The organism is Brevundimonas sp. KM4 (assembly GCF_000964075.1).
Taxonomy (GTDB): Bacteria; Pseudomonadota; Alphaproteobacteria; order Caulobacterales; family Caulobacteraceae; genus Brevundimonas; species Brevundimonas huaxiensis.
This window is the reverse complement of the sequence record NZ_JZRG01000004.1, coordinates 15485-34489: the sequence shown is the minus strand read 5'-3', so window position 1 is coordinate 34489 and position 19005 is coordinate 15485. Positions and strand designations below refer to the sequence as shown.

General features: G+C 65.1%; 15 protein-coding genes and 2 pseudogenes. 2 read left to right on the top strand and 15 right to left on the bottom strand.

Translation table 11 applies throughout. The features are described 5' to 3' along the window. Nucleotides 1–15 precede the first annotated feature (15 nt). From VH88_RS01100 to glmS, 11 genes are all read right to left on the bottom strand, one after another. The gene (locus VH88_RS01100) at nt 16–1185 is read right to left on the bottom strand and encodes a glycosyltransferase family 4 protein (RefSeq protein ID WP_052689441.1); all 1170 of its coding nucleotides are present in this window, start codon (nt 1183–1185) and stop codon (nt 16–18) included. Further along, nucleotides 1164–1532: a glycosyltransferase gene (locus VH88_RS15500; protein WP_197070957.1), complete on the bottom strand. Its 369-nt coding sequence runs from the start codon at nt 1530–1532 to the stop codon at nt 1164–1166. The genes VH88_RS01100 and VH88_RS15500 overlap by 22 nt, the downstream gene beginning before the upstream one ends. Next, nucleotides 1493–1780 carry a polysaccharide biosynthesis protein gene (locus VH88_RS16640; RefSeq protein ID WP_045809615.1) on the bottom strand — a complete coding sequence of 96 codons (288 nt, stop codon included), beginning with the start codon at nt 1778–1780 and terminating at the stop codon, nt 1493–1495. Before VH88_RS16640 ends, VH88_RS15500 begins: the two co-directional genes overlap by 40 nt. Before the next feature lie 26 nt (nt 1781–1806). Next, nucleotides 1807–2973 (bottom strand): glycosyltransferase family 4 protein, encoded by a 1167-nt coding sequence (locus VH88_RS01085; RefSeq protein WP_052689440.1) that lies wholly within the window; start codon nt 2971–2973, stop codon nt 1807–1809. After that, nucleotides 2970–4097: a glycosyltransferase gene (locus VH88_RS15310; protein ID WP_052689439.1), complete on the bottom strand. Its 1128-nt coding sequence runs from the start codon at nt 4095–4097 to the stop codon at nt 2970–2972. The genes VH88_RS01085 and VH88_RS15310 overlap by 4 nt, the downstream gene beginning before the upstream one ends. Beyond that, nucleotides 4090–5499, bottom strand: a complete 1410-nt coding sequence (locus VH88_RS01075; RefSeq protein ID WP_052689438.1) for a hypothetical protein — start codon at nt 5497–5499, stop codon at nt 4090–4092. The genes VH88_RS15310 and VH88_RS01075 overlap by 8 nt, the downstream gene beginning before the upstream one ends. Nucleotides 5500–5617: 118 nt before the next feature. Next, nucleotides 5618–6709 (bottom strand): hypothetical protein, encoded by a 1092-nt coding sequence (locus VH88_RS01070; RefSeq protein WP_156146717.1) that lies wholly within the window; start codon nt 6707–6709, stop codon nt 5618–5620. Between the two features lie 2 nt (nt 6710–6711). After that, nucleotides 6712–7650 carry a glycosyltransferase family 4 protein gene (locus tag VH88_RS15495; protein ID WP_231576546.1) on the bottom strand — a complete coding sequence of 313 codons (939 nt, stop codon included), beginning with the start codon at nt 7648–7650 and terminating at the stop codon, nt 6712–6714. A 251-nt stretch (nt 7651–7901) separates the two neighbouring features. Further along, the gene (locus tag VH88_RS01060) at nt 7902–9698 is read right to left on the bottom strand and encodes an ABC transporter ATP-binding protein (protein WP_045809612.1); all 1797 of its coding nucleotides are present in this window, start codon (nt 9696–9698) and stop codon (nt 7902–7904) included. Continuing rightward, a complete protein-coding gene (locus VH88_RS01055; protein ID WP_045809611.1) occupies nt 9695–11689 on the bottom strand; it encodes a nucleoside-diphosphate sugar epimerase/dehydratase in 1995 nt (664 codons plus the stop codon). Before VH88_RS01055 ends, VH88_RS01060 begins: the two co-directional genes overlap by 4 nt. A 20-nt stretch (nt 11690–11709) precedes the next feature. Beyond that, complete coding sequence (gene glmS / locus VH88_RS01050) at nt 11710–13524, bottom strand: glutamine--fructose-6-phosphate transaminase (isomerizing) (protein WP_045809610.1); 1815 nt, start codon at nt 13522–13524, stop codon at nt 11710–11712. Between the two features lie 300 nt (nt 13525–13824). Between glmS and VH88_RS15490 the strand changes: the two are divergent. Next, a pseudogene (locus tag VH88_RS15490) lies at nt 13825–14016 on the top strand (LuxR C-terminal-related transcriptional regulator); the annotation flags it as partial. A gap of 31 nt (nt 14017–14047) precedes the next feature. Here the strand turns inward: VH88_RS15490 and VH88_RS16350 are convergent. The 3 genes and pseudogenes from VH88_RS16350 to VH88_RS01035 form a co-directional block, all read right to left on the bottom strand. Continuing rightward, a pseudogene (locus VH88_RS16350) lies at nt 14048–15286 on the bottom strand (type II toxin-antitoxin system HipA family toxin). A gap of 8 nt (nt 15287–15294) precedes the next feature. Continuing rightward, nucleotides 15295–15633 carry a helix-turn-helix transcriptional regulator gene (locus VH88_RS01040; RefSeq protein ID WP_052689445.1) on the bottom strand — a complete coding sequence of 113 codons (339 nt, stop codon included), beginning with the start codon at nt 15631–15633 and terminating at the stop codon, nt 15295–15297. 625 nt (nt 15634–16258) lie between these two features. Beyond that, nucleotides 16259–16540 carry an NrsF family protein gene (locus VH88_RS01035; RefSeq protein WP_045809608.1) on the bottom strand — a complete coding sequence of 94 codons (282 nt, stop codon included), beginning with the start codon at nt 16538–16540 and terminating at the stop codon, nt 16259–16261. Nucleotides 16541–16604: 64 nt separating this feature from the next. Between VH88_RS01035 and VH88_RS01030 the strand changes: the two genes are divergently transcribed. Further along, nucleotides 16605–18380, top strand: a complete 1776-nt coding sequence (locus VH88_RS01030; RefSeq protein WP_045809607.1) for an SLC13 family permease — start codon at nt 16605–16607, stop codon at nt 18378–18380. Nucleotides 18381–18466: 86 nt separating this feature from the next. Here the strand turns inward: VH88_RS01030 and VH88_RS01025 are convergent, their stop codons facing one another. Further along, the gene (locus VH88_RS01025) at nt 18467–18979 is read right to left on the bottom strand and encodes a MarR family winged helix-turn-helix transcriptional regulator (protein ID WP_045809606.1); all 513 of its coding nucleotides are present in this window, start codon (nt 18977–18979) and stop codon (nt 18467–18469) included. Nucleotides 18980–19005: the final 26 nt, after the last annotated feature.

Here is a 19005-nt window from a genome sequence, read left to right as displayed (position 1 = left end):
CCTGGGGAAAGCGTCTTAGGCCGCCGCCGCGCCTAAGGCGCGGAGCAGCAGGGTGCGATTGGCGTCCACGGCCGCCGCCGCCGCCGCCGGGTCGTCGCCTCGGGTCCGCGCGGCGCGGCGCATGGCGGCGCGTTCGGCCGGAGCCAGAGCGGCGAACTGTTCGACCCAGGCGACAAAGGCGTCCGGCGCCTCCAGCGGCAGGTCGGCGCCCGCCGACTCGGCGACAAGGCCGCGCCAGGGCGTGCGGTCGCTGATTAGCACCGGCAGGCCCGCGGACAAGGCTTCGCGGATGACATGGCCGTAGTTTTCACCCAGCGTCGGCAGAAAAAAGAAGTCATGCCGGGCCAGCACCTCGATCACCTCGTCCGGCCGCAGCGGCCGTTGGTAGCGGGCCTGAACGTGAGGCGGCAGGGCGGCGATGGCGGCTTGGCAGCGCGCCCAATAGGCCCCATCCTCGATCACCCCATAGATGTCGAAGGTGACGGGCGCCCTCACCCGCGCCAGCACTTCGATCGCCCCCAGCAGATTCTTCTTGGGACTTATACGCGACAGGAACACGGCGCGAAGCGGCTGCCCCGGCGCGGCGACATCGTCTTGGTCCACAATCGACGTGGAACGGCCGGGCAGATTGGACGCGACGTAAACCGGCACATCGCCGAGCGTCCGTCGGATGTCGGCCGCTTCATACTCGGAGGAGGCCTGGAACAGGACGTTCCCGTGCAGACCGACGGCCTTGGACAGCGCGATGAACAAACGCTTCTTGGCAGGCTTCAGCGCCAGGGCGCCGGGTGAGAACTCGCCACGCGGCGCCAGCAGAACCGGCTTTCGCGCCAGGCGCCCAAATCGCCGATAGACCAGCGGCCTCAAGGCCGCGCTGGGAGAAAAGAAGCTGTTCAGATAAATCAGGTCGAACGACGTCGGGTCCAGACTGTGGAGCAGCGCGCGCCAACCCGCCGCTCCTGGAGAGCGATAGAACACCCGCCCCCCGCCAACCGTGTTCCAGGCGTTGACGTCGACACCCTTGAACGGCGCGGCGTCCCCCAGATCGCGATCGGCCGCCACGATGCGGAAATCAAACGCATCCCCCAGCTGATCGACCATGTTGACCAGGCTGCGGATCGGCCCTCCGGCCTTGTAGCCCGGCAGGTAGTGACCCGCGAAGGTCAGAATGATGGGGCGGGGCATTGCGCCGCCTCTTGGCCAACCATCCAAGGCGCCGCCGGACGATCTCCGCCTCTATCCGAAAAGGCCAGAATGGCCCTCAGATAGTCCGCGCCCGCGCCGGCGCCCAGGCGCCGGCCCCATCGCGCCAAGGCTGCGCGCTGGTCCGGCGACGGCGATCCTTGGTCCATTAGACGGCGCAGCAGGGCGGTCAGGGCGTCCAGATCATTCGCTGCGAAGACCCCGCCCCGTCCGCTGGCGCGAACCACGCCGGCGGAGCCGCAGCGGTCGCTGCAGACGGCGGGCGTGCCTACCATGATCGCTTCCGAAATCACCGCGCCCCACCCGTCGTAGCGGCTGGGCAGCACCACGAGGTCAGCCTGAGCGCTCCACCCGGCCCAAGCCGAGGTAAGGCCTGCCACGCGCGGCGGGACGACGCGTCGCCGAGATAGAACCGCAGCTTGGACGAGCCATAGCGCTTGCGCATGTCGTCCTGCTTCTTCTCGTCGCGGCTGAACACGCGGATTTCGCCGATGTCGGATGACAGAAAGCGGCGAAGCACGGCGTTCCCAAACGAGCCGGTGCCGCCGGTGATCAGCAGGGTCTTGTCGGTGAACATGGTCTGGAAGTCCTGGGGAAAGCGTCTTAGGCCGCCGCGCCAAGGGCGCGGAGCAGCAGGGTGCGATTGGCGTTCACGGCCGCCGCCGCCGCCGCCGGATCGTCGCCCCGGGTCCGCGCGGCGCGGCGCATGGCGGCGCGTTCGGCCGGAGCCAGAGCGGCGAACTGTTCGACCCAGGCGACAAAGGCGTCCGGCGCCTCCAGCGGCAGGTCGGCGCCCGCCGACTCGGCGACAAGGCCGCGCCATGGCGTCCGATCGCTGATCAGCACCGGCAAGCCCGCGGACAGAGCCTCGCGGATGACGTGGCCATAGTTTTCGCCGAGCGTCGGCAGAAAAAAGAAGTCATGCCGGGCCAGCACCTCGATCACCTCGTCGGGCCGCAGTGGCCGTTGATAGCGCGCCTGAACATGCGGCGGCAGGGCGGCGATGGCGGCCTGACAGCGCGCCCAATAGGCCCCATCCTCAATCACCCCATAGATGTCGAAGGTGATGGGCGCCCTGACCCGCGCCAGCATTTCGATCGCCCCCAGGAGGTTCTTCATAGGGCTTATGCGCGACAGGAACACGGCGCGAAGCGGCTGCCCCGGCGCGGCAACATCGAGCCGGTCCGCATCCGGTGCGGAACGGCCCGGCAGATCGGACGCGACGTGAACCGGCACATCGCCGAGCGTCCGTCGGATGTCGGCCGCTTCATGCTCGGACGAGGCCTGGAACACGACGTTTCGGTACAGCCCCGTCGCCCGCGCCAGCGCGATGAAAGCGCGCTTCTTGGTCGGCTTCAGCGCAAGCGCCCCGGGCGAGAACTCGCCGCGCGGCGCGAGCAGGACCGGTTTTCTCGCCAGACGCGCCACGGCCCGATAAACCAGCGGGCGCAGGGCCGCCCCGGTCGAGAAAAAGCTGTTCAGATAGATCAGGTCGAACGACCCCTGCTCCAAACTCTTCAGCAGAGCGCGCCAGCCCGTCGCCCCGGGGGAGCGATAAAACACCCGCGCCCCGCCAACGATGTTCCAGGTGTTGACGGCGACGTCGGGGAAAGGCGCGGCGTCCCCCAGATCGCGATCGGCCGCCACGATGCGGAAGTCGAACTCGTCCCCCAGCTGCTCCACCATGTTGGCGATCGACCGGATCGGCCCCCCGGCCTTGTAGCCTGGCAGGTAATGGCCGGCGAAAGTGAGAATGGCGGGACGGGTCATTGCGCCGGCTCCTCGAACAGCATCCAGGGCGCCGCCGGACAATCTCCGCCTTTGTCCGAAAAGGCCAGAATGGCTTGGAGATAGTCCGCGCCCGCACCGGCGCCCAGGCGCCGGCCCCATGCCGCCAAGGCTGCGCGCTGGTCCGGCGACGGCGATCCTTGGTCCATTAGACGGCGCAGCAGGGCGGTCAAGGCGTCCAGATCATTCGCTGCGAAGACCCCGCCCCGGCCGCTGGCGCGAACGACGCCGGCCGAGCCGCATCGATCGCTGCAAACGGCGGGCGTGCCCACCATGATCGCTTCCGAAACCACCGCGCCCCACCCGTCATAGCGGCTCGGCAGCACCAGGAGGTCGGCTTGAGCCATGTGGCTTGGAACATCGACGGACGGAACACGGCCGATCCACCGGAGACGCGATCCCAAGGCGTCTGTGGCCAGACGCCGAAGCGCCTCCTCCTGAGGCCCGGAGCCGATCACCTGGAGTTCAACATCGTCACGCCCAAGCGCGGCCACGGCCTGGATCAAGAGATCGAGCCGCTTCAGTTCTATGAACTGGCCCACGAACAGAATGCGAAAGCCGCCGGCGGGCCGGGGCGGCGGCGGCGTGCGCCCGATCTCGTCGGACAGGAAATAGGCGAACGGGAACACGCGCTCGGCGGGCGCGCCGCGCGCCATCAGCCACCCAGGCGTTTCGTGTCCGGTGGCCAGATAGCCGGTCACGGTCTTTCGCCTGCTGGCGATCAGCCTGCGATACTCCAGACGCCGAACGAGGCCTCGCCAGCCGGCGTTCTCCACCGTCTCCATCACCACCCACTGCGTCAGTCCACGGTTGGCCAGCACGGCCTGAGCCGTCGCGACCACGCCATTGCCGCGCAATCCCTGACAGATGTGCAAGCTGTCTGCCGGCGCCGACCGCGCCAAGCGGCTGGCGGCCGCCGCATCCTGGGCATAGACCAGGCGCGCGCCGCCCAGATCAGGCGTGCCCCACCCCTGGGCCGCGCGATCCGCCGACATCGGCCGCTCCGCCGCATAGGTCACGTCCACGCCTCGCTCGGCGAGCGCCGAGGCGAGACCCGCCATGTGCGGCGAGACAATGCGCTGCCAGAACCAGACGGGCCTACGCATTGGAGCCCGCGCGCCGGCTTCCACCGGCGTAGATCCAGCCAAACAGGATCAGGGGCAACATGCCTTGTCCTCCGGGCGAGAACAGCGTGTTCTCTCCCATGTTGAGCGCCAGGGCCGTCAGGCAGACGGCGAAGGGCGCGAGCCCCCCTACCGCGCCCCTGCGCAACAGCCAGATGATCCACGCGGCTACCAGAAGCGCCCCGATCACGCCGAGTTCCTCCAGCACAGCCAAGGGTGCAATGCCCTTCTCGATCGCCGCCCCCAGGGGCAGACCCAGGACCGGATCCCGTTCCACCACCATCAGGGACGGTTCAGATGCGATGCCGAAACCGATGCCGCGAAGCGGGTCATCGGCTATATTCGCCACCATGCGGTCGATCAGAAAACCTCGCGATGCTTCATAGGCGTCGAACAACCCGCTCGTGCCGCTGCGGTTCGACTTGGACAGAAACCTGCCGATCAGCTCCGCAAAGGTGGCGGCCATGGCGACGCTGGCGATCGCGCCCGCTCCGAGGGTCAACCACACGCGACCACTGCCGAAGCCGGGCGCCATCAGAACCAGGCTCCGTCCAGCGAACACCGGAGAGAGCACCAGCGACAGACCAAGTCCGAGAACCATGGCCACGCCACCGGTGCGCGCCTCGGACAAAAATACCGAGACGAGACTTCCTCCGGTGAGCGCGATCAGCATCCAGCTCGGCCGCCGCTCGCCGAACATGCGGGCGCCGGCCCAGGCGCCGAGCAGAGCCATCGTCATACCGAACGCCTGCGGGTGGTTGAGAATGCCCTGAAAGCCTGTGCCGTTTACGGCGTGGCCGGCGGGCAACACCAGAAATGGCAGGCTGAGAACCAGCACCAAGGTCAATCCCCAGAACAAGTCCCGCGTCGCCGCTACAAACTCTGACGGCGACAAGCCGAGCCAAAGCGAAAGCAGCGCCGTCATGGTCAGCCCCCAGGATAACGCCTTGAGGATCGACACGTCCGGCAACGGACTGACCAGCACCGAATGCAGGACGAAGAACCCGCTTAGCAGCACCGTCGCGACCGTGAAGGGGCGAACCTGAAGATGCCGCGTCAGAAAGCCGCTGCGAAGCAACGCCGAGGATGCAGCCGCCAGCATGACAAGATACCGCCCTGCGCCTGCCCCCGTGCTCTCCGGCGCAATATCCGGATTGACCATGGTGAATAGCCAGGACAGGGTGAGCGCATAGATGGCCTGTCTGCGTCCTAGCAGGGCGTAAGCGCCCAGGCCGATGTAGGCGAGCCCCGCCGTGGATGGGGCCGCTAGCCGGAGAGCGAGCAGCAGGACGAGTGGCAAGTAGGTCAGTAGGTCGGCGCGGGGCGCGCCACTGCCATCGCGCCGCAGGCTTAGCACCGACAATTGCCGACTGGTCACTTCCATAGGGTCGTCCCACGGTGCGCACGGTCATCAGTCGTCGCCCCTGCGCGAGGCTCGCTCCCCGGCTTCGCTCCAGGCCGGCGGGACAATGGCACGATTGGAAAAGTCACTACAGACGAGCTCACGCTGGCTGCGTGATGTAACGGATGAACGGTTCAGCTTGCGCCTCGAAGTTCATCTCGCCGAGGTGATATCCTAGGGCAGCCTTGCGCTTGCGCTCGACGTCGCCGCGGTCAGCAAGCGCGGAGGCGAGCTGATCTGCTCCCGCCTCCGGATCCGTCGGATCGAAGATCGCGCAGACGTCGGCAGGAAGATAAGACAATCCCGGGTTGCCGGCATGTCCGACTACCAAGCCAGCGGCGATATACTCGCCGATCTTATTTGAGGCGGTCGAGTCGAAGTAATAGGGATCGTACGCGCGCTCTGCCATCGGGGCCCAGTGCAACCCAACATCATATTGACCGAGGACCTCCGGAAGGCGTGATTTCTCTACCGGCTCCAGCACCCTGAAGAGATCATGGGAAGTTAATGCTTTCGCGGCCAACCGCACTTCATCTGAACCTGGCAAGTACCAATCCACTGCCATTCCATGGCAGCAAAGCCTTTCCAAGAAGCGAGAAAGCCTCTCTCGCTCCAGCCCAAGTACGTACCCAGAACTGGCGAAAACAATCCTCACTGCTCCGCGATGATCCTCGTGTTTCTCGGATCTGCGCCTATGCGGCGCTTGGCGGGTGATGAAATAATCGCCGCGCATGCCCGGCCAGTTTTTCTTGCGCCACTGCAGCCGTATATCGCAAACGTCGACATATGCATCCAACAGGAAACTGAGCGAACCTGTAATCTTTGCATACCACGCATCCGGCCAATAGTCCGCGTAGTAACCTATGATCTTCACGTTCTGGCGAGCCAGCATCTTGTAGAGCATCGCTGGTAGAACATAAGCCTGCTCAGCTACAATGACATGCGGATGAGCAGAGCAGAGATGCCTGAAGATGCTCGTGTGTGCTCCTCGTAGTACAGGTATCCGAGAAGCCACTCCGGTGGGCAGCTCTACCCTGCGCCATTCCACCGCCTTCACGCCAACCGCGTCCCCCATAGAGGATGGTCGCCCCTCGGAAATAAAAACAGTATCGTGGCCCAAATTCGCAATCTGTGCAGCCGTGTTGTAGAGATTGGGGAACAACGCGACATCGTCAAAGGGTATGAAGGCCACTCTCATCGTTCGGCCTTCAATTCCGCAACTTGGAGGACGCGCTGAACGTTTTCCTCCCAAGTGAAAGTCTTGGCTTTCGATCTCGCCCTGCGCCCCACCTGAAACCGAAGGGCTTTATCCTCTATTAGACGCTTTAGCACTTTTGAGAGCGCCTCCGGATCGAGCGGCTGAACCAGGAAGCCGTCCGTGCCGTCACTAATGATGTCGGCGGCTCCGTTCTCATGACAACCCACAGCAGGCAGGCCCCTCATCATGGCTTCCAAATACACTATTCCAAACGCCTCCCCCCAGCTTGGGAGCGAAAATATGTCGGCACGAGACAAGGCGCTCATCGTTTCTTCATACTCGAGGCGGCCGCGAAAGAAGACCCTGTCTGAGATTCCGAGCGATTTAGCCAAGCGCTCTAAGGCATCCCTTTCAGGACCATCGCCGATGATCTCGTACTCCCAACTCAGATTGGGGCAAGCGGAGTCGATCATAGCTAGCGCTCGTATATTTTGATCAACTCCTTTCAGACGGATCAAATTCGATACGCTAACAACTGTCACTTTGCCGTGAGAGTCCGTTCTCGATCCGGGTTCCGTTCCAACTCTGGGAAGTTCCGCTCCGTTAGCGATCACAGTATGACGATTGCTTTTTATACCTAAGGTGGACGCGTGCCGGGCCAATGGAGACCCAACGAGTATGAACTTCTCTACCGACGCATCTACACGACGCAGGCGACGTTGAAGATACGCTCTCAGGCTAGGTCTTGTCAGAACGGGATCCACACCATGGATGACGATCAGTTTCTTCGCCGGTACGAACTTCGACCACGCGGGCAAGGACAGTCCCCCGTATCGCAGCCCATGGATTATACAAATTGAGTAAGCGCGCGCGCCGTCCTTCTGGTTTAGATGCACGGCAGCAGCATGTCCAAAACAGTAGGTATTTACCGCCATGGCTACTGAGTGCCGAGAGAAGATTTCAGGCAATCTAAAGTAGGGAAGTTCTATCAGGTGCACTGACTGGTCACTGAGACCGAGCTCTTTCGGGGAGAGTAGCCGTGCTCGATCCCTACCGATGGTTCGCCCCACGACAACAGTAATGTGAAATCCGGACCGGCAGAACGCGTTGAGTTGCTGAGCAACAAAGATCCCTGAAATCGAGTTGGCTTCCGTCGGCCAGTAGCTGGTGATCACGAGCACGTTGGTCATGACGCTAAACAGTTCGGAGACTCACGAAAGATCCTCTTAGCCAAACCATTCACCTCCCCGCGCTCCAGTGTCGCTACCGCGTCACAACCTTCAAGGGTCGAGAGTCGATGAGCGATGACAAGGATGGTTAGACTCCTGTCCAATCGCGCGATGGCCGCCATCACGGACATCTCCGTCTCACTGTCCAAGGCGCTGGTCGCCTCGTCGAACACCAGGACACTGGCCTGCTTATAGAGCGCCCGGGCGATGCCGATCCGCTGACGCTGGCCGCCGGAGAGCTGGATGCCGCGTTCGCCCACACGGGTCTCATAGCCGTTCGGAAGCACGGCGATCACATCCGCCAGCTCGGCCTGTTCGGCCGCGCGTCGCACGCGCTCGAGGTCGATGTCCCGCCTCCTGACGCCGAAGGCGATGTTCTCCGCCACGCTGGCGTCGGCCAGGAAGATCGCCTGCGGCACATGGGCGATGTTTCTCTGCCAGGCGGCGCGGTTTTCCGGCGTCAGCCGAACTCCGTCCACCGCGATCTGGCCTTCGCTCGGCTCCAGCAAGCCGAGAATTAGATCCATCAGCGTCGACTTGCCGCTGCCGCTCTTGCCGACGATCCCGAGCCGCATGCCCTTGCGGATCTCCAGATTGACGCCCGACAGCGCGCGCGCCCCTGCGCCCCCATAGGCGAAGCCTACATCCGTCAGTCGGATGGTGTCTGCAAAGGGCAGCGCTGTTTCTGCCTGCCCCACCGGCGACACGGCGCGGGACAAGAGTTCGCTGACATCCACCAGGTTCTGTCGGTTGCCGAGGGCGGAAGACCACCCGCCGTAAATCTGCTGGGTCAGGGGCAACAGCTTCTGGGCGCCCAGGGCGAGCGCGCCAAGGGTCGGTATGGCCGCGCTGAAGCCGCCGGAACGACTTGTGACTGCGACCGCTATGCCGGCGATCAGGATCAGCCCCAGGCCTTCCACGAGAAACCGGGGCGCATTGGCGAACAGGGCGTTGCGAGCGCGGGCGTCGCGGAAGTCAGCCTCGGCCTTCTCATAGGTGTCGACGAAAACCGATTGCGACCGGTCCAGCAGCACGTCGCGGATGCCGCCGAGACCTTCCTGGAGGGCGCGCACACGCGCGCCCTGCGACCGCGCGATGACCACGCCGTTGGCTTGAAGACGGTGCCGGGTGGCCAGGGAGACCAGCAGATAGACGGCGACAAACCCGCCTCCCGACAGCAACGCCACGATCGGATCGACGACGATCAGCCCGGTGATGATGGCGACGGAAATCACCACGGCGACAGCGGCCGTCATCAACGGATTGAGGACCTGGTGCGTGATCATCTCGACCTTGGTGATCGAAGCGATGATCTCGCTGCTGTTGCGGCTGAGATGGTAGGAATAGGGCTGTTGCAGCGTATCGGAGTAGAGCTTCACGCCCAGCTCATACGAAACGCTGTAGACGAACCTCTGGCTAGCCCACAGCAGGATCAACCGCAGCATGGCCGCCGTCAGCGCCGCCAGCGCGAACAGGGCGGTCAAGGTGAACAGCACCTGGCGCGGCGTGTGCGCTCCGACCAGCTCGAACAGTGGCTGCATCGCCCGCAACAGCGGCGAGTTCTCCGGCGCGGCCACAGCCGCCAGGAACGGCAACAGCGCGCCGAGCGTGAATAGCTCCGCCCCGGCCCCGACGAGCATAAGCGCGAGCACGCCGATCGCGGCCCGGCGGAGCTGATGCGGAAGGTGGCGGAACAGGCCGGCGACAACAGAGAGCAGCGCGGCGGGACGTGCCGCATCAGAGGCGTTTTTCATCGTCTCTTTCTTCCGACATTCAACGCCCTCAGACCGTTGGCGCCACCGACCTCAGACGGCAAGTCAATCCCTGAGCTACCGCGTAATCTCGCCACGTGCTCATAAACCGTGCGACACACCTCGGATTCGTCGCCGGTTCGCGCCAGCGCCTCCAGCGCCTCGACCTGATCTTGGGACACAACGGCCGACGCGCCGTGTTCCACCACCTCCATCACCGAGTCCAGCCGCGCCACGACACGCTCGCTGGTGTCCACCAGCTCCTCCATCAGCTTCTCGCCCGGCCTCAGGCCGGTGAAGGTGATCGCCACGTCCACATCCGGCTGCAGGCCGTGGAGCAGGATCATGTTGCGCGCCATGTCCATGATCTTCACCGGCTCGCCCATGTCCAGCACGAAAACGCTGGGGCGCGACAGCTCGCGCGCGGCGCTTTCGGCCGTGGCGTGCAGCACCAGTTGCACCGCCTCGGGTATGGTCATGAAATAGCGCTCGACGTCCGGGTGGGTGACGGTCACCGGGCCGCCGCGCCGGATCTGGTCCTGAAAAATCGGCGCCACCGATCCGGCCGATCCCAGCACATTGCCGAACCGAACCACGCTAAAGGCGGTGTCGCCCGCTTGGTCGTGCAGCCCCCGCACCACGGCCTCGGCCAGCCGCTTGGTGGCGCCCATGACGTTGGCGGGGTCGACCGCCTTGTCGGTGGAGATCATCACCATCTGCGGCACGCGCGCCTCTCGCGCCGCCTCGGCGACATTCCAGGTGCCGATCACATTGGTCAGCACGCCCTCGGCCGGGTGATGTTCGACAATGGGCACATGCTTCAGCGCCGCGGCGTGAAAGATGATGTCCGGCGCTTCTTGCGACACCCAGGCTGAGACGCGGCGGCGGTCGCGCACGTCGCAGATGATCTCGCGGCGCGTCAGGTGGGGATAGGCCTGGCCGATCTCCTGGTCGATCTTAAACAGGCCGAACTCCGAATGGTCCAGCAGCGCCAGATGACCACAGCCGAAGGCGGCGACCTGGCGGCAGATTTCGGAGCCGATGCTGCCGCCCGCGCCGGTCACCAGCACGCGCTTGCCCTGCACAAGCTGGCGAACGCGCGCGGGGTCGAGCCGAACCGGGCTGCGCGGCAGGAACTCCTCCAGCGGGATTTCCTTCAGCGCCTGGGGATCTCCGTCCGTCGCCGCCAGGTCCACCAGCATCCGCGGCCGAAGCAGCGTATGGCCCGCCTTGCGCACCTCGCCGATGCGCGCCGGACTGACGTTCCAGGCCTGAACCGGATCGTCGAGGAAAAGGATGGCGTAACGCGGCCCATCCGCCGTCTCGGGCAGGCGCCACTCGCCGACCATGCCCAGCACCGGCACGCCATGAAGACGCAGGCCGACCTCGCCCCCGTTGGGCGTGATGATCCCGACCGGCTGGTGCGGCGACCGGGCATCGGCCAGGAGGTGGCGCAGATGCGCGTCTGCGGCCTTCATGTCTCCCACCACGAGCAGGGGCGTGTTGCGAGCGGCGTGGAGCTCTCCGGCCTTGAGGCCGCCTGCGACCGATCGACGAAGCAGGTGAGGATCGTGAGCCAGGCGCCAGCACAGCCGCAAGCCCGCCAGTCCCAGCAGGCTGAACAGAAGGGCGAGAACCAGAACCGAGCGCGGCAGTTGCAGACCCCGATCGAGGCCGAACACGAGTACCAGGAACAGAGCCATGGCCGCGACAAGGCTGCGCGCCAGGGCCAGCAGCTCGCCCAGAGACGTATAGCGCCAGGCGGACCGTTCAGTCTTGGCGACGAGTTCGACCGCACCGCCTATCCCGGCATACAGCGCCGCCCAGCCCAGGACCCGGATCGCATCGCTTTGGGTCAGCCACCACTCCAGCGGCAGGGCGCGCCGGATTTCATAGGCCGCGAGAAACGCGACAAACAGCACGCCCACATGCAGGGCGAACTTCGTGGCGTCGGTGACTCCGAACCGCGCCGGCGCTTTGAAACGGTGCGGCATTCAGCGAACCTCCAGCATGGTCACTCCACCGTCACCGACTTCGCCAGGTTGCGGGGCTGGTCCACGTCCGTGCCCTTGTGGACGGCGGTGTAGTAGGCCAGCAACTGGACCGGGACGGCGTAGACCAGGGGCGCGATCAGGGGGTGACAGTCGGGGGCGTGGATGCGGCGGATGTCGGCGCCGTGCGGAGCGGGGGCGGTCTCCGGGGCGATCATGATCACGGGACCGCCGCGGGCGGAGACTTCCTGCAGGTTGGAGCAGGTCTTTTCGAACACGTCGTCCAGCGGCGCCAGGGCGACGGTCGGCGTTTCCTCGTCGATCAGGGCGATGGGGCCGTGCTTCAGCTCGCCGGCGGCGTAGCCCTCGGCGTGGATGTAGCTGATCTCCTTCAGCTTCAGCGCGCCTTCCATGGCCAGCGGGAACATGGCGCCGCGACCCAGGAACAGCACGTCTCTGGCCTTGGCCAGGTCGTGGGCGACAGCTTCGATGTCGGCGTGATGCTCGGCGCATTCGGCGATCAGGCGCGGGCTTTCGAACAGGGCCTTGACCAGCTCGGCCTCCTCGGCGGCGTCGAGGCGGCCTCGAGCCACGCCCGCCGCGACCGCCAGCGCCAACAGCGCCGCGACCTGGGCGGTGAAGGCCTTGGTGGAGGCCACGCCGATCTCCGGGCCCGCATGCGTCGGCCATAGCACCCCGGCCTCTCGCGCCATCGATGACGAGTGGACATTGACCACCGCCGCGGTCTTCAGCCCCTCGCGCTTGCACCACGTCAGGCTGGCCAGGGTGTCGGCGGTCTCGCCAGACTGGCTGACGGCAACCGCCAGGGTACGCTTGCCAAGAGCGGGCGAGCGGTAGCGGAACTCCGAGGCGATCTCGACGTCGCACGGCAGGCCGGCGATGCGCTCAAAGGCGTAGCGGCCGATCTGGCCAGCGTAGAAGGCGGTGCCGCAGGCGATGATCTGGACGCGGTCGATTGCGGCGAAATCCAGGGCCGGCGTCTTGGCCTTTCCGGTCACCAGGTCGAGATACTCCGACAAGGTGTGCTGAACGCTGTCGGGCTGTTCGTGGATCTCCTTTTCCATGAAGTGGCGGTATTCGCCCTTCTCGACCATGGCCGAGGAGGCGGAGACCTGGACGATAGCGCGTTCGACGGCGACCCCGCTCGCGTCGAACATGCGCGCGCCCGCGCGATCGACGGCGACGTAATCGCCCTCTTCCAGGTAGGTAATCCTCTGGGTGAAGGACCCCACCGCCAGGGCGTCCGAGCCCAGGTACATTTCGCCCGCGCCCCAGCCGACCACCAGCGGGCTGCCGCGCCGGGCGCCCAGGATCAGCCCGTCCTCGCCCTCGACCAGCACCGCCAGCGCATAGGCGCCGGTCAGCCGGTTCAGCGTCGCCTTGAAGGCGTCCAGCGGCGCCGAGCCTTCGGACAGGGTCTGGTCCAGCAGATGGGCCACCACCTCCGTGTCGGTCTGGCTTTCGAACACATGGCCCAGAGCCGCCAATTCGGCCTTCAGTTCGGCGAAATTCTCGATGATGCCGTTGTGAACCAGGGTCACGCGCCCGGCCTGGTGCGGGTGGGCGTTGGGCACGTTCGGCGCGCCGTGCGTGGCCCAACGGGTGTGGCCGATGCCGACGGTGGCCTTCAGGGGCTGGTCGGCCAGCACCTCTTCCAGCGCGCGGATTTTCCCCTTGGCGCGGCGGCGCTCGATCCGGCCGTCCACCACGGCGGCGACGCCGGCGGAATCGTAGCCCCGGTATTCCAGCCGCTTGAGGCTGTCGAGCAGGCGCGGAACGACCGGGCCCTCGCCGGTGACGCCGATGATGCCGCACATAAAGAAAGCGCTCGCTGAAACAGCGCCCCGCGCCTCGAATACCGCCTTTTACAGCCACAAGGTTGTGCTGTCACTCTCATTTTGAGAGCATCCGCACTGGCGTTGCAAAAGGGGAGGGGCGCTGCTCAGGGCGCTTACGCCGCCGGTGCGTCCGGCTGGTGCTCAGCGCAAGAACAACAGGCTGACTTAGATAGAACACCCACTGCACTGAGACGATGACGAAGCGCTCGAACAAGATCGGCTTCGAAATCTCCGGACCGCACCCTGGCGGCGGATGCCGAACGCCAACGCATCAAGGCCCGGCTGGAGAGCCTGTCGGCGCGCGAACGCGATGTTCTCGACGGGCTGGTCAAGGGCCACGCCAACAAGGTCATCGCCTTCGACCTCGACATCAGCCCGCGCACCGTTGAGGTCTATCGCGCCAACGCCATGACCAAGATGGGCGCCAACAGCCTGTCCGAACGGGTGCGGATGGTCCTCACCGTGGGCTAGCCAGCCTCGCCGCCTCTACAGTCTGAGTTCGCTATCGCCGGAATCCCGGATACCCATAAGCGCTGCTCACCGACCCGCAATCAGCCTCGCTGACCCCGGCCGCGCGCGCGATCGCATACCATTCGCTCGTCACCACCCGCTCCACTTCGTCCACCACGGCGGCGGCTTGGGCAGGAGGCAGCAGGAACCGCCCGCTTTCGCTGAGCAGGTTCGCGGCGTTGGCGGAGCGCCCCTGGGCGCCGCAGGCCATGGCCAGGTCGCGGCGGTCCTCGCTGACTGACGGTGTCGGAGAGAGGTCGTAGGCCGGAGACAGGCGCCAGCCCCGGCCGGGCGCGATGGCGGCATGGTTGCGCGGGTGGTCATCGATGTTCGAGATCAGGGCGTTGAAGACCATGCGGCGGAACAGTTCGTGCGCGTCCTCGCGCGGTCGCTCGCTGATCCGACGCAACGTCTCGGCCAGAATGACGTAGGACCAGCGGGCCCGACCATCCGGGGTCTCATCGGTCTCCAGCAGGGTGAGGGCGCTGACCATGCGGGCGCGGGCGTAGCCGTCCTTGGCGCGCTCGCGATCGAAGCGGCGGACCAACAGGACATCCCGTCCGCCCACGGCCACAACCTAAGAGTCGAGAGCCTGCAACCCGCACCGCCTCGCGAGCAACAGGGTGGCGTGCTCCATGCGCGCCATGTTCCAGCGGTCGTCGGCGCGGTTGAATTTGGCCAGCCACAAGGCTCCGTCGTGCTCGACCACCACCTTCGGCCGAGCGCCGCCCATGGAGGTGCCCAGCAGCAGCAGTTCCTCGACCGCCGCCGCGTCCTTGGGGGCTTGGTCGGCGATCAGGGTGTCGGCCAGCGCCTGAAGCTTCTCAAGGTCCCAAGTCTTGTTGAACTCACGGATCGGCGCGAGCGGCTCGACGCCCAGACCGAAGCCGAGGGCGCCCGCCCGGTCGTCGGGCGAGTGCAGCAGGTAGTCGAGTTCGCCCAACGCGTCGACGCCGGCGTGTTTCTCTATGACCCGCCGTCCCCAATAATCCGGGCTTGAGTCGCGCAGGGCGCCGAAGACGCCGTTCAGGCGCACGGTCTCGAACTGCGCGCGGCCCAGACGCAGCTCGATCGGATCGATCTCGACTGCATCGGGCCGCTCGCGATAGCGGCGGCCGTAGACGAAGCGGCCGACAGCGACCCCGTTGCGGTCGACCTGGCGCTCGAACCGCCCGGCGGTGACGGCCTGGGTGGCGCCGGGCAGGGTGATGTAGACGTAGGCCTGCGGCATGGCGCGGCTCAGAAGTCGTCGTCCAGCGCCTGGCCGACACGGGCGCGCTGGCGCTCGTTCAGACTGGCGAGGCGCAGGCCTTCTTCGTCGGCGAGCGGTGCGGCCAGCGACGCCAGGCGCTCGATCAGACCGTAGGACCACAGCAAGGCCGCATAGATGGCGACGCTGGTTGACGGCTTTCCCCGCTCGGCGTTGGCGATGGCTTCGCGGCCGACACCCAGCCGCTCGGCCGCCTCGATCATGGTGACGTTTCGGCGCAGACGCGCGGTGCGCAGGTCCGCTCCTAACCGCTTCAGGGCGGCCTCGACTTCATAGGGCGGGGTGGTATGCAGGCGACTGCGACGCATGACGGCCTCCGAAGCCACTATGGAGCCTTGAGCCGACATTATCCAGCTTAATGCCGGTTTGAGCCGACACGCACGCGCGCAAGGATCGCCCACGAAACGCCCGTGTAACCTCGGTGCGAGTCCTGATTTCCTTGACCTGTCCGTTCTTTGGATAATTCCCAATCATTGAATTCGTTGAAAATATTCGCGTTGACATCGTAGGGGCCACAGGCTCAATCCCTGTCGCGTCCACCAGTCTTTTCTAAGCATTTTCGATCAGTTACAGCCAATAGACCACCCCAAGCGGCATCGACCACCCGCGTTTTGCCCGAGAAACGCTAGCCTACCCCCTCGCACGACACGAAGCACCTAACCGTGGAGGCTAGGGTTCAGGTGTTGTTCTGCTCAGATGCGCAAGACGTTGTCAGGAAGGCGCTCACATTCTGAGGGCCAAGGTGATCCACAGGATGGTTTGACACCGCCCTGTAGTTCCCAGTGTTTGCGGGACCGGCTGCGAGCCGGTTTGACAGTCTAACCCATTGACTTAGCCCGCAAGGGCACTCCCTCCGGGCCTACCAAATCTGTCTGTCGAGACCGCTCAAAAACGGCTCAAGACCGCTTCACGGCAGTATCGCGCAAAACACACTCACCAGCGGAAGGTGAAACGACCCAAAGCAGCGCCAAGGGCTGCGACAAGGCTTATGCCCAAGGTGTACCAGACCGCCACAAAGGCGGCCGTATGCTCGGGGCAATGCAGGCCATAGACGGTGGCGGCCAGCCCTGCGGCCAGAAGACCGGCGGCGGCGCCGGCGGAAGCGGGCTTCACAGGAGCGAATCGTCTCGCGGCGAAGAAGATGAACGGCGCCGCCACAGCGCCGAGCGACAGGTTGTTCGTCGGACAGACCCTGGCGCAGCACCCATGATCCAGAGGGCTGGCTGCCTTCTAGCATTGAGCCTACGCTGCACGCTGATCATGCAAGGGCGCTAGGCGAGTGACGTTTCAACAGGGACTGGCCGTTGGCCTTGTCGGGCTGACAATCGGCGCCTTCATCTGGGGTCGGTTTCGTTACGACCTGGTCGCGGTCGTCGCATTGGTTGCAGGATTGGCGATCGGCATCATCCCCGCCGAGGCTGCATTTGACGGTTTCAAAAACGACGTCACCGTCATCATCGCCTGCGCGCTGATCGTTTCGTCCGCCTTCGCCCGATCGGGGGTAATTGAGCTCGCGATGCGGCGGGTGATGCCGCTGCTAAAGACTGAGCGCTCCCAGGTCCCGGTTCTGACCGGTGCCGTGACGTTGCTTTCCATGGCGACGAAGAATGTCGGAGCCTTGGCGATCATGATGCCGGTGGCGCTTCAGGTGGCGCGCCAGACGAAGTCGTCTCCCTCCCGGCTCCTGATGCCGATGGCTTTCGGCGCCATGGCGGGCGGCATGGTCACCCTTGTCGGGACCGCCCCGAACATCATCGTCGCCGAAGTGCGCCAGGGCATCGTCGGCGAACCCTTCGCCATGTTTGACTACGCACCCGTGGGCCTGGCGCTCACGCTGATCGCCTTGGCGTTTTTGGCGTTCGGCTATCGCCTGTTGCCCCGCGATCGACAGGGCGCAACGTCCATGAGCGCGGCCTTGGCCGCCAACGCCTATGCCACGGAAGTCAGGGCGCCTGAAGGCTGGGCTCCGGGGTCTATGACCGTGTCCGCTCTTGCCGCCCTCGGCGACGACGAGGTCAAGATCATGGCGCTGATCCGTTCAGGGAAACGGCGGCTGAGTCCCAGAGGCAATGTCGTCGTCAAGGCGGGTGACGCGTTGCTGATCGAAGGCGAGCAGCAGGCGCTGGAGGGCTTCGTCAGTCGGGCTCAGATGAATCTCATCCGCGATGATCGCCCGGTTCCCATAGCGACCGCATCCGAGGAGATTGCGATCGTGGAGGCGGTCATCGGCCGAAACTCGCCGCTGCAAGGGCAGTCTGTTCGAAGCTCGGATCTGTACGGCAAGCACGGGATCAATCTGTTGGGCGTGTCGCGAAGCGGCTTTCAACTCACCCAGCATCTGCGGACGGCGAAACTGGCCCCCGGCGATATCATCCTGCTTCAAGGCGCCGAACAGGCGCTGCCGGTCGCGCTGAGGGCGCTGGATTTACTCCCCCTGGCGGAGCGTCAGGTTCAACTCGGAAGCGTGCGCAGGCGCTTCATGCCAGCCGTTGTTCTTGCGTGCGCCATGACGCTCGTCGGCCTTGGCCTGCTTCCAGTCGCCGTCGCCTTCTTCGGCGCCGCCGTCGTCATCGTCGCATTGGGCGGCTTGAAGATGCGTGAGGCCTACGCCGCCCTCGATGGACCCCTGCTCGTTCTGATCGCAGCCCTCATTCCCGTCTCGGACGCGATACAATCCACGGGAGGGTCCGACCTGATCGCGGGACTGCTTCGCCACGTGTTCACAGGTTTGCCGGGCGTTGTCGCGATTACAGGCGTCATGCTCGCCTCAATGGCGGTTACGCCCTTCCTGAACAATGCGGCGACCGTTCTGATCGTCGCCCCGATCGGAGCGACGCTGGCCAAGCAGCTTGGCTACAATCCAGACCCGTTCCTGATGGCGGTCGCGGTCGGCGCCGCGTGCGACTTCCTGACGCCCATCGGTCACCAGTGCAACACGCTGGTTATGGGACCTGGCGGCTATGAGTTTTCTGATTACCCCAGGTTGGGCGCGCCTTTGAGCGCGCTCGTTCTGGTCACGGGGCCCTCGCTCATCTTGCTGTTTTGGCCTCTGTGATTGGCTCGAGGTCAGAAGATAGCGTTGGAACAGACAGGTCAGGATCACCGTTTCCGGCTGTTCGCCGGCTCGACATCCCGAGCCGCTTATGAGGGCCTGACAGCCTCATGGTGCGGCTTCGAAGAGGCCGAAGTGTCGCGCGGCTGCATCAAAACGGCCAAGCGTTCGATAGCTTGAGCCATTGCCAGTCGCTCGCCGTGTGGAAGTTCCGCCAAGGCGGCAAGGAAGCCGTCGCCGAGCAGGCCCGGGGACGTATTCAACGCCTGCCGCCCCGCGTCAGTCAAACGCACATGGACGACGCGGCGATCGACGGTCGAGCGATAGCGGGCGGCCATGCCCTTGGCTTCGAGCTTGTCCAGTACGGCGACGACGGTCGGCGCCGACATGGAAACGTCCCGCGATATGGCGCTGGTGCTGACTTCACCCAATGCGCGGACGGATTGCAGCACGAGGAGTTGCGGCAGCGTCAGCCCGGTCAGTCGTGAAATTTCTCGAGACCGAACATCAATCGCCTGGGCGATGCGTCGGACCGACCGGACGAGGGATGCGGTGGCGTCAACCGCCACGTCAGGGCCTGGCTCATGGGAAATATCGGCCATTCGGGTTGAACTCTTTCGTGTCCTAA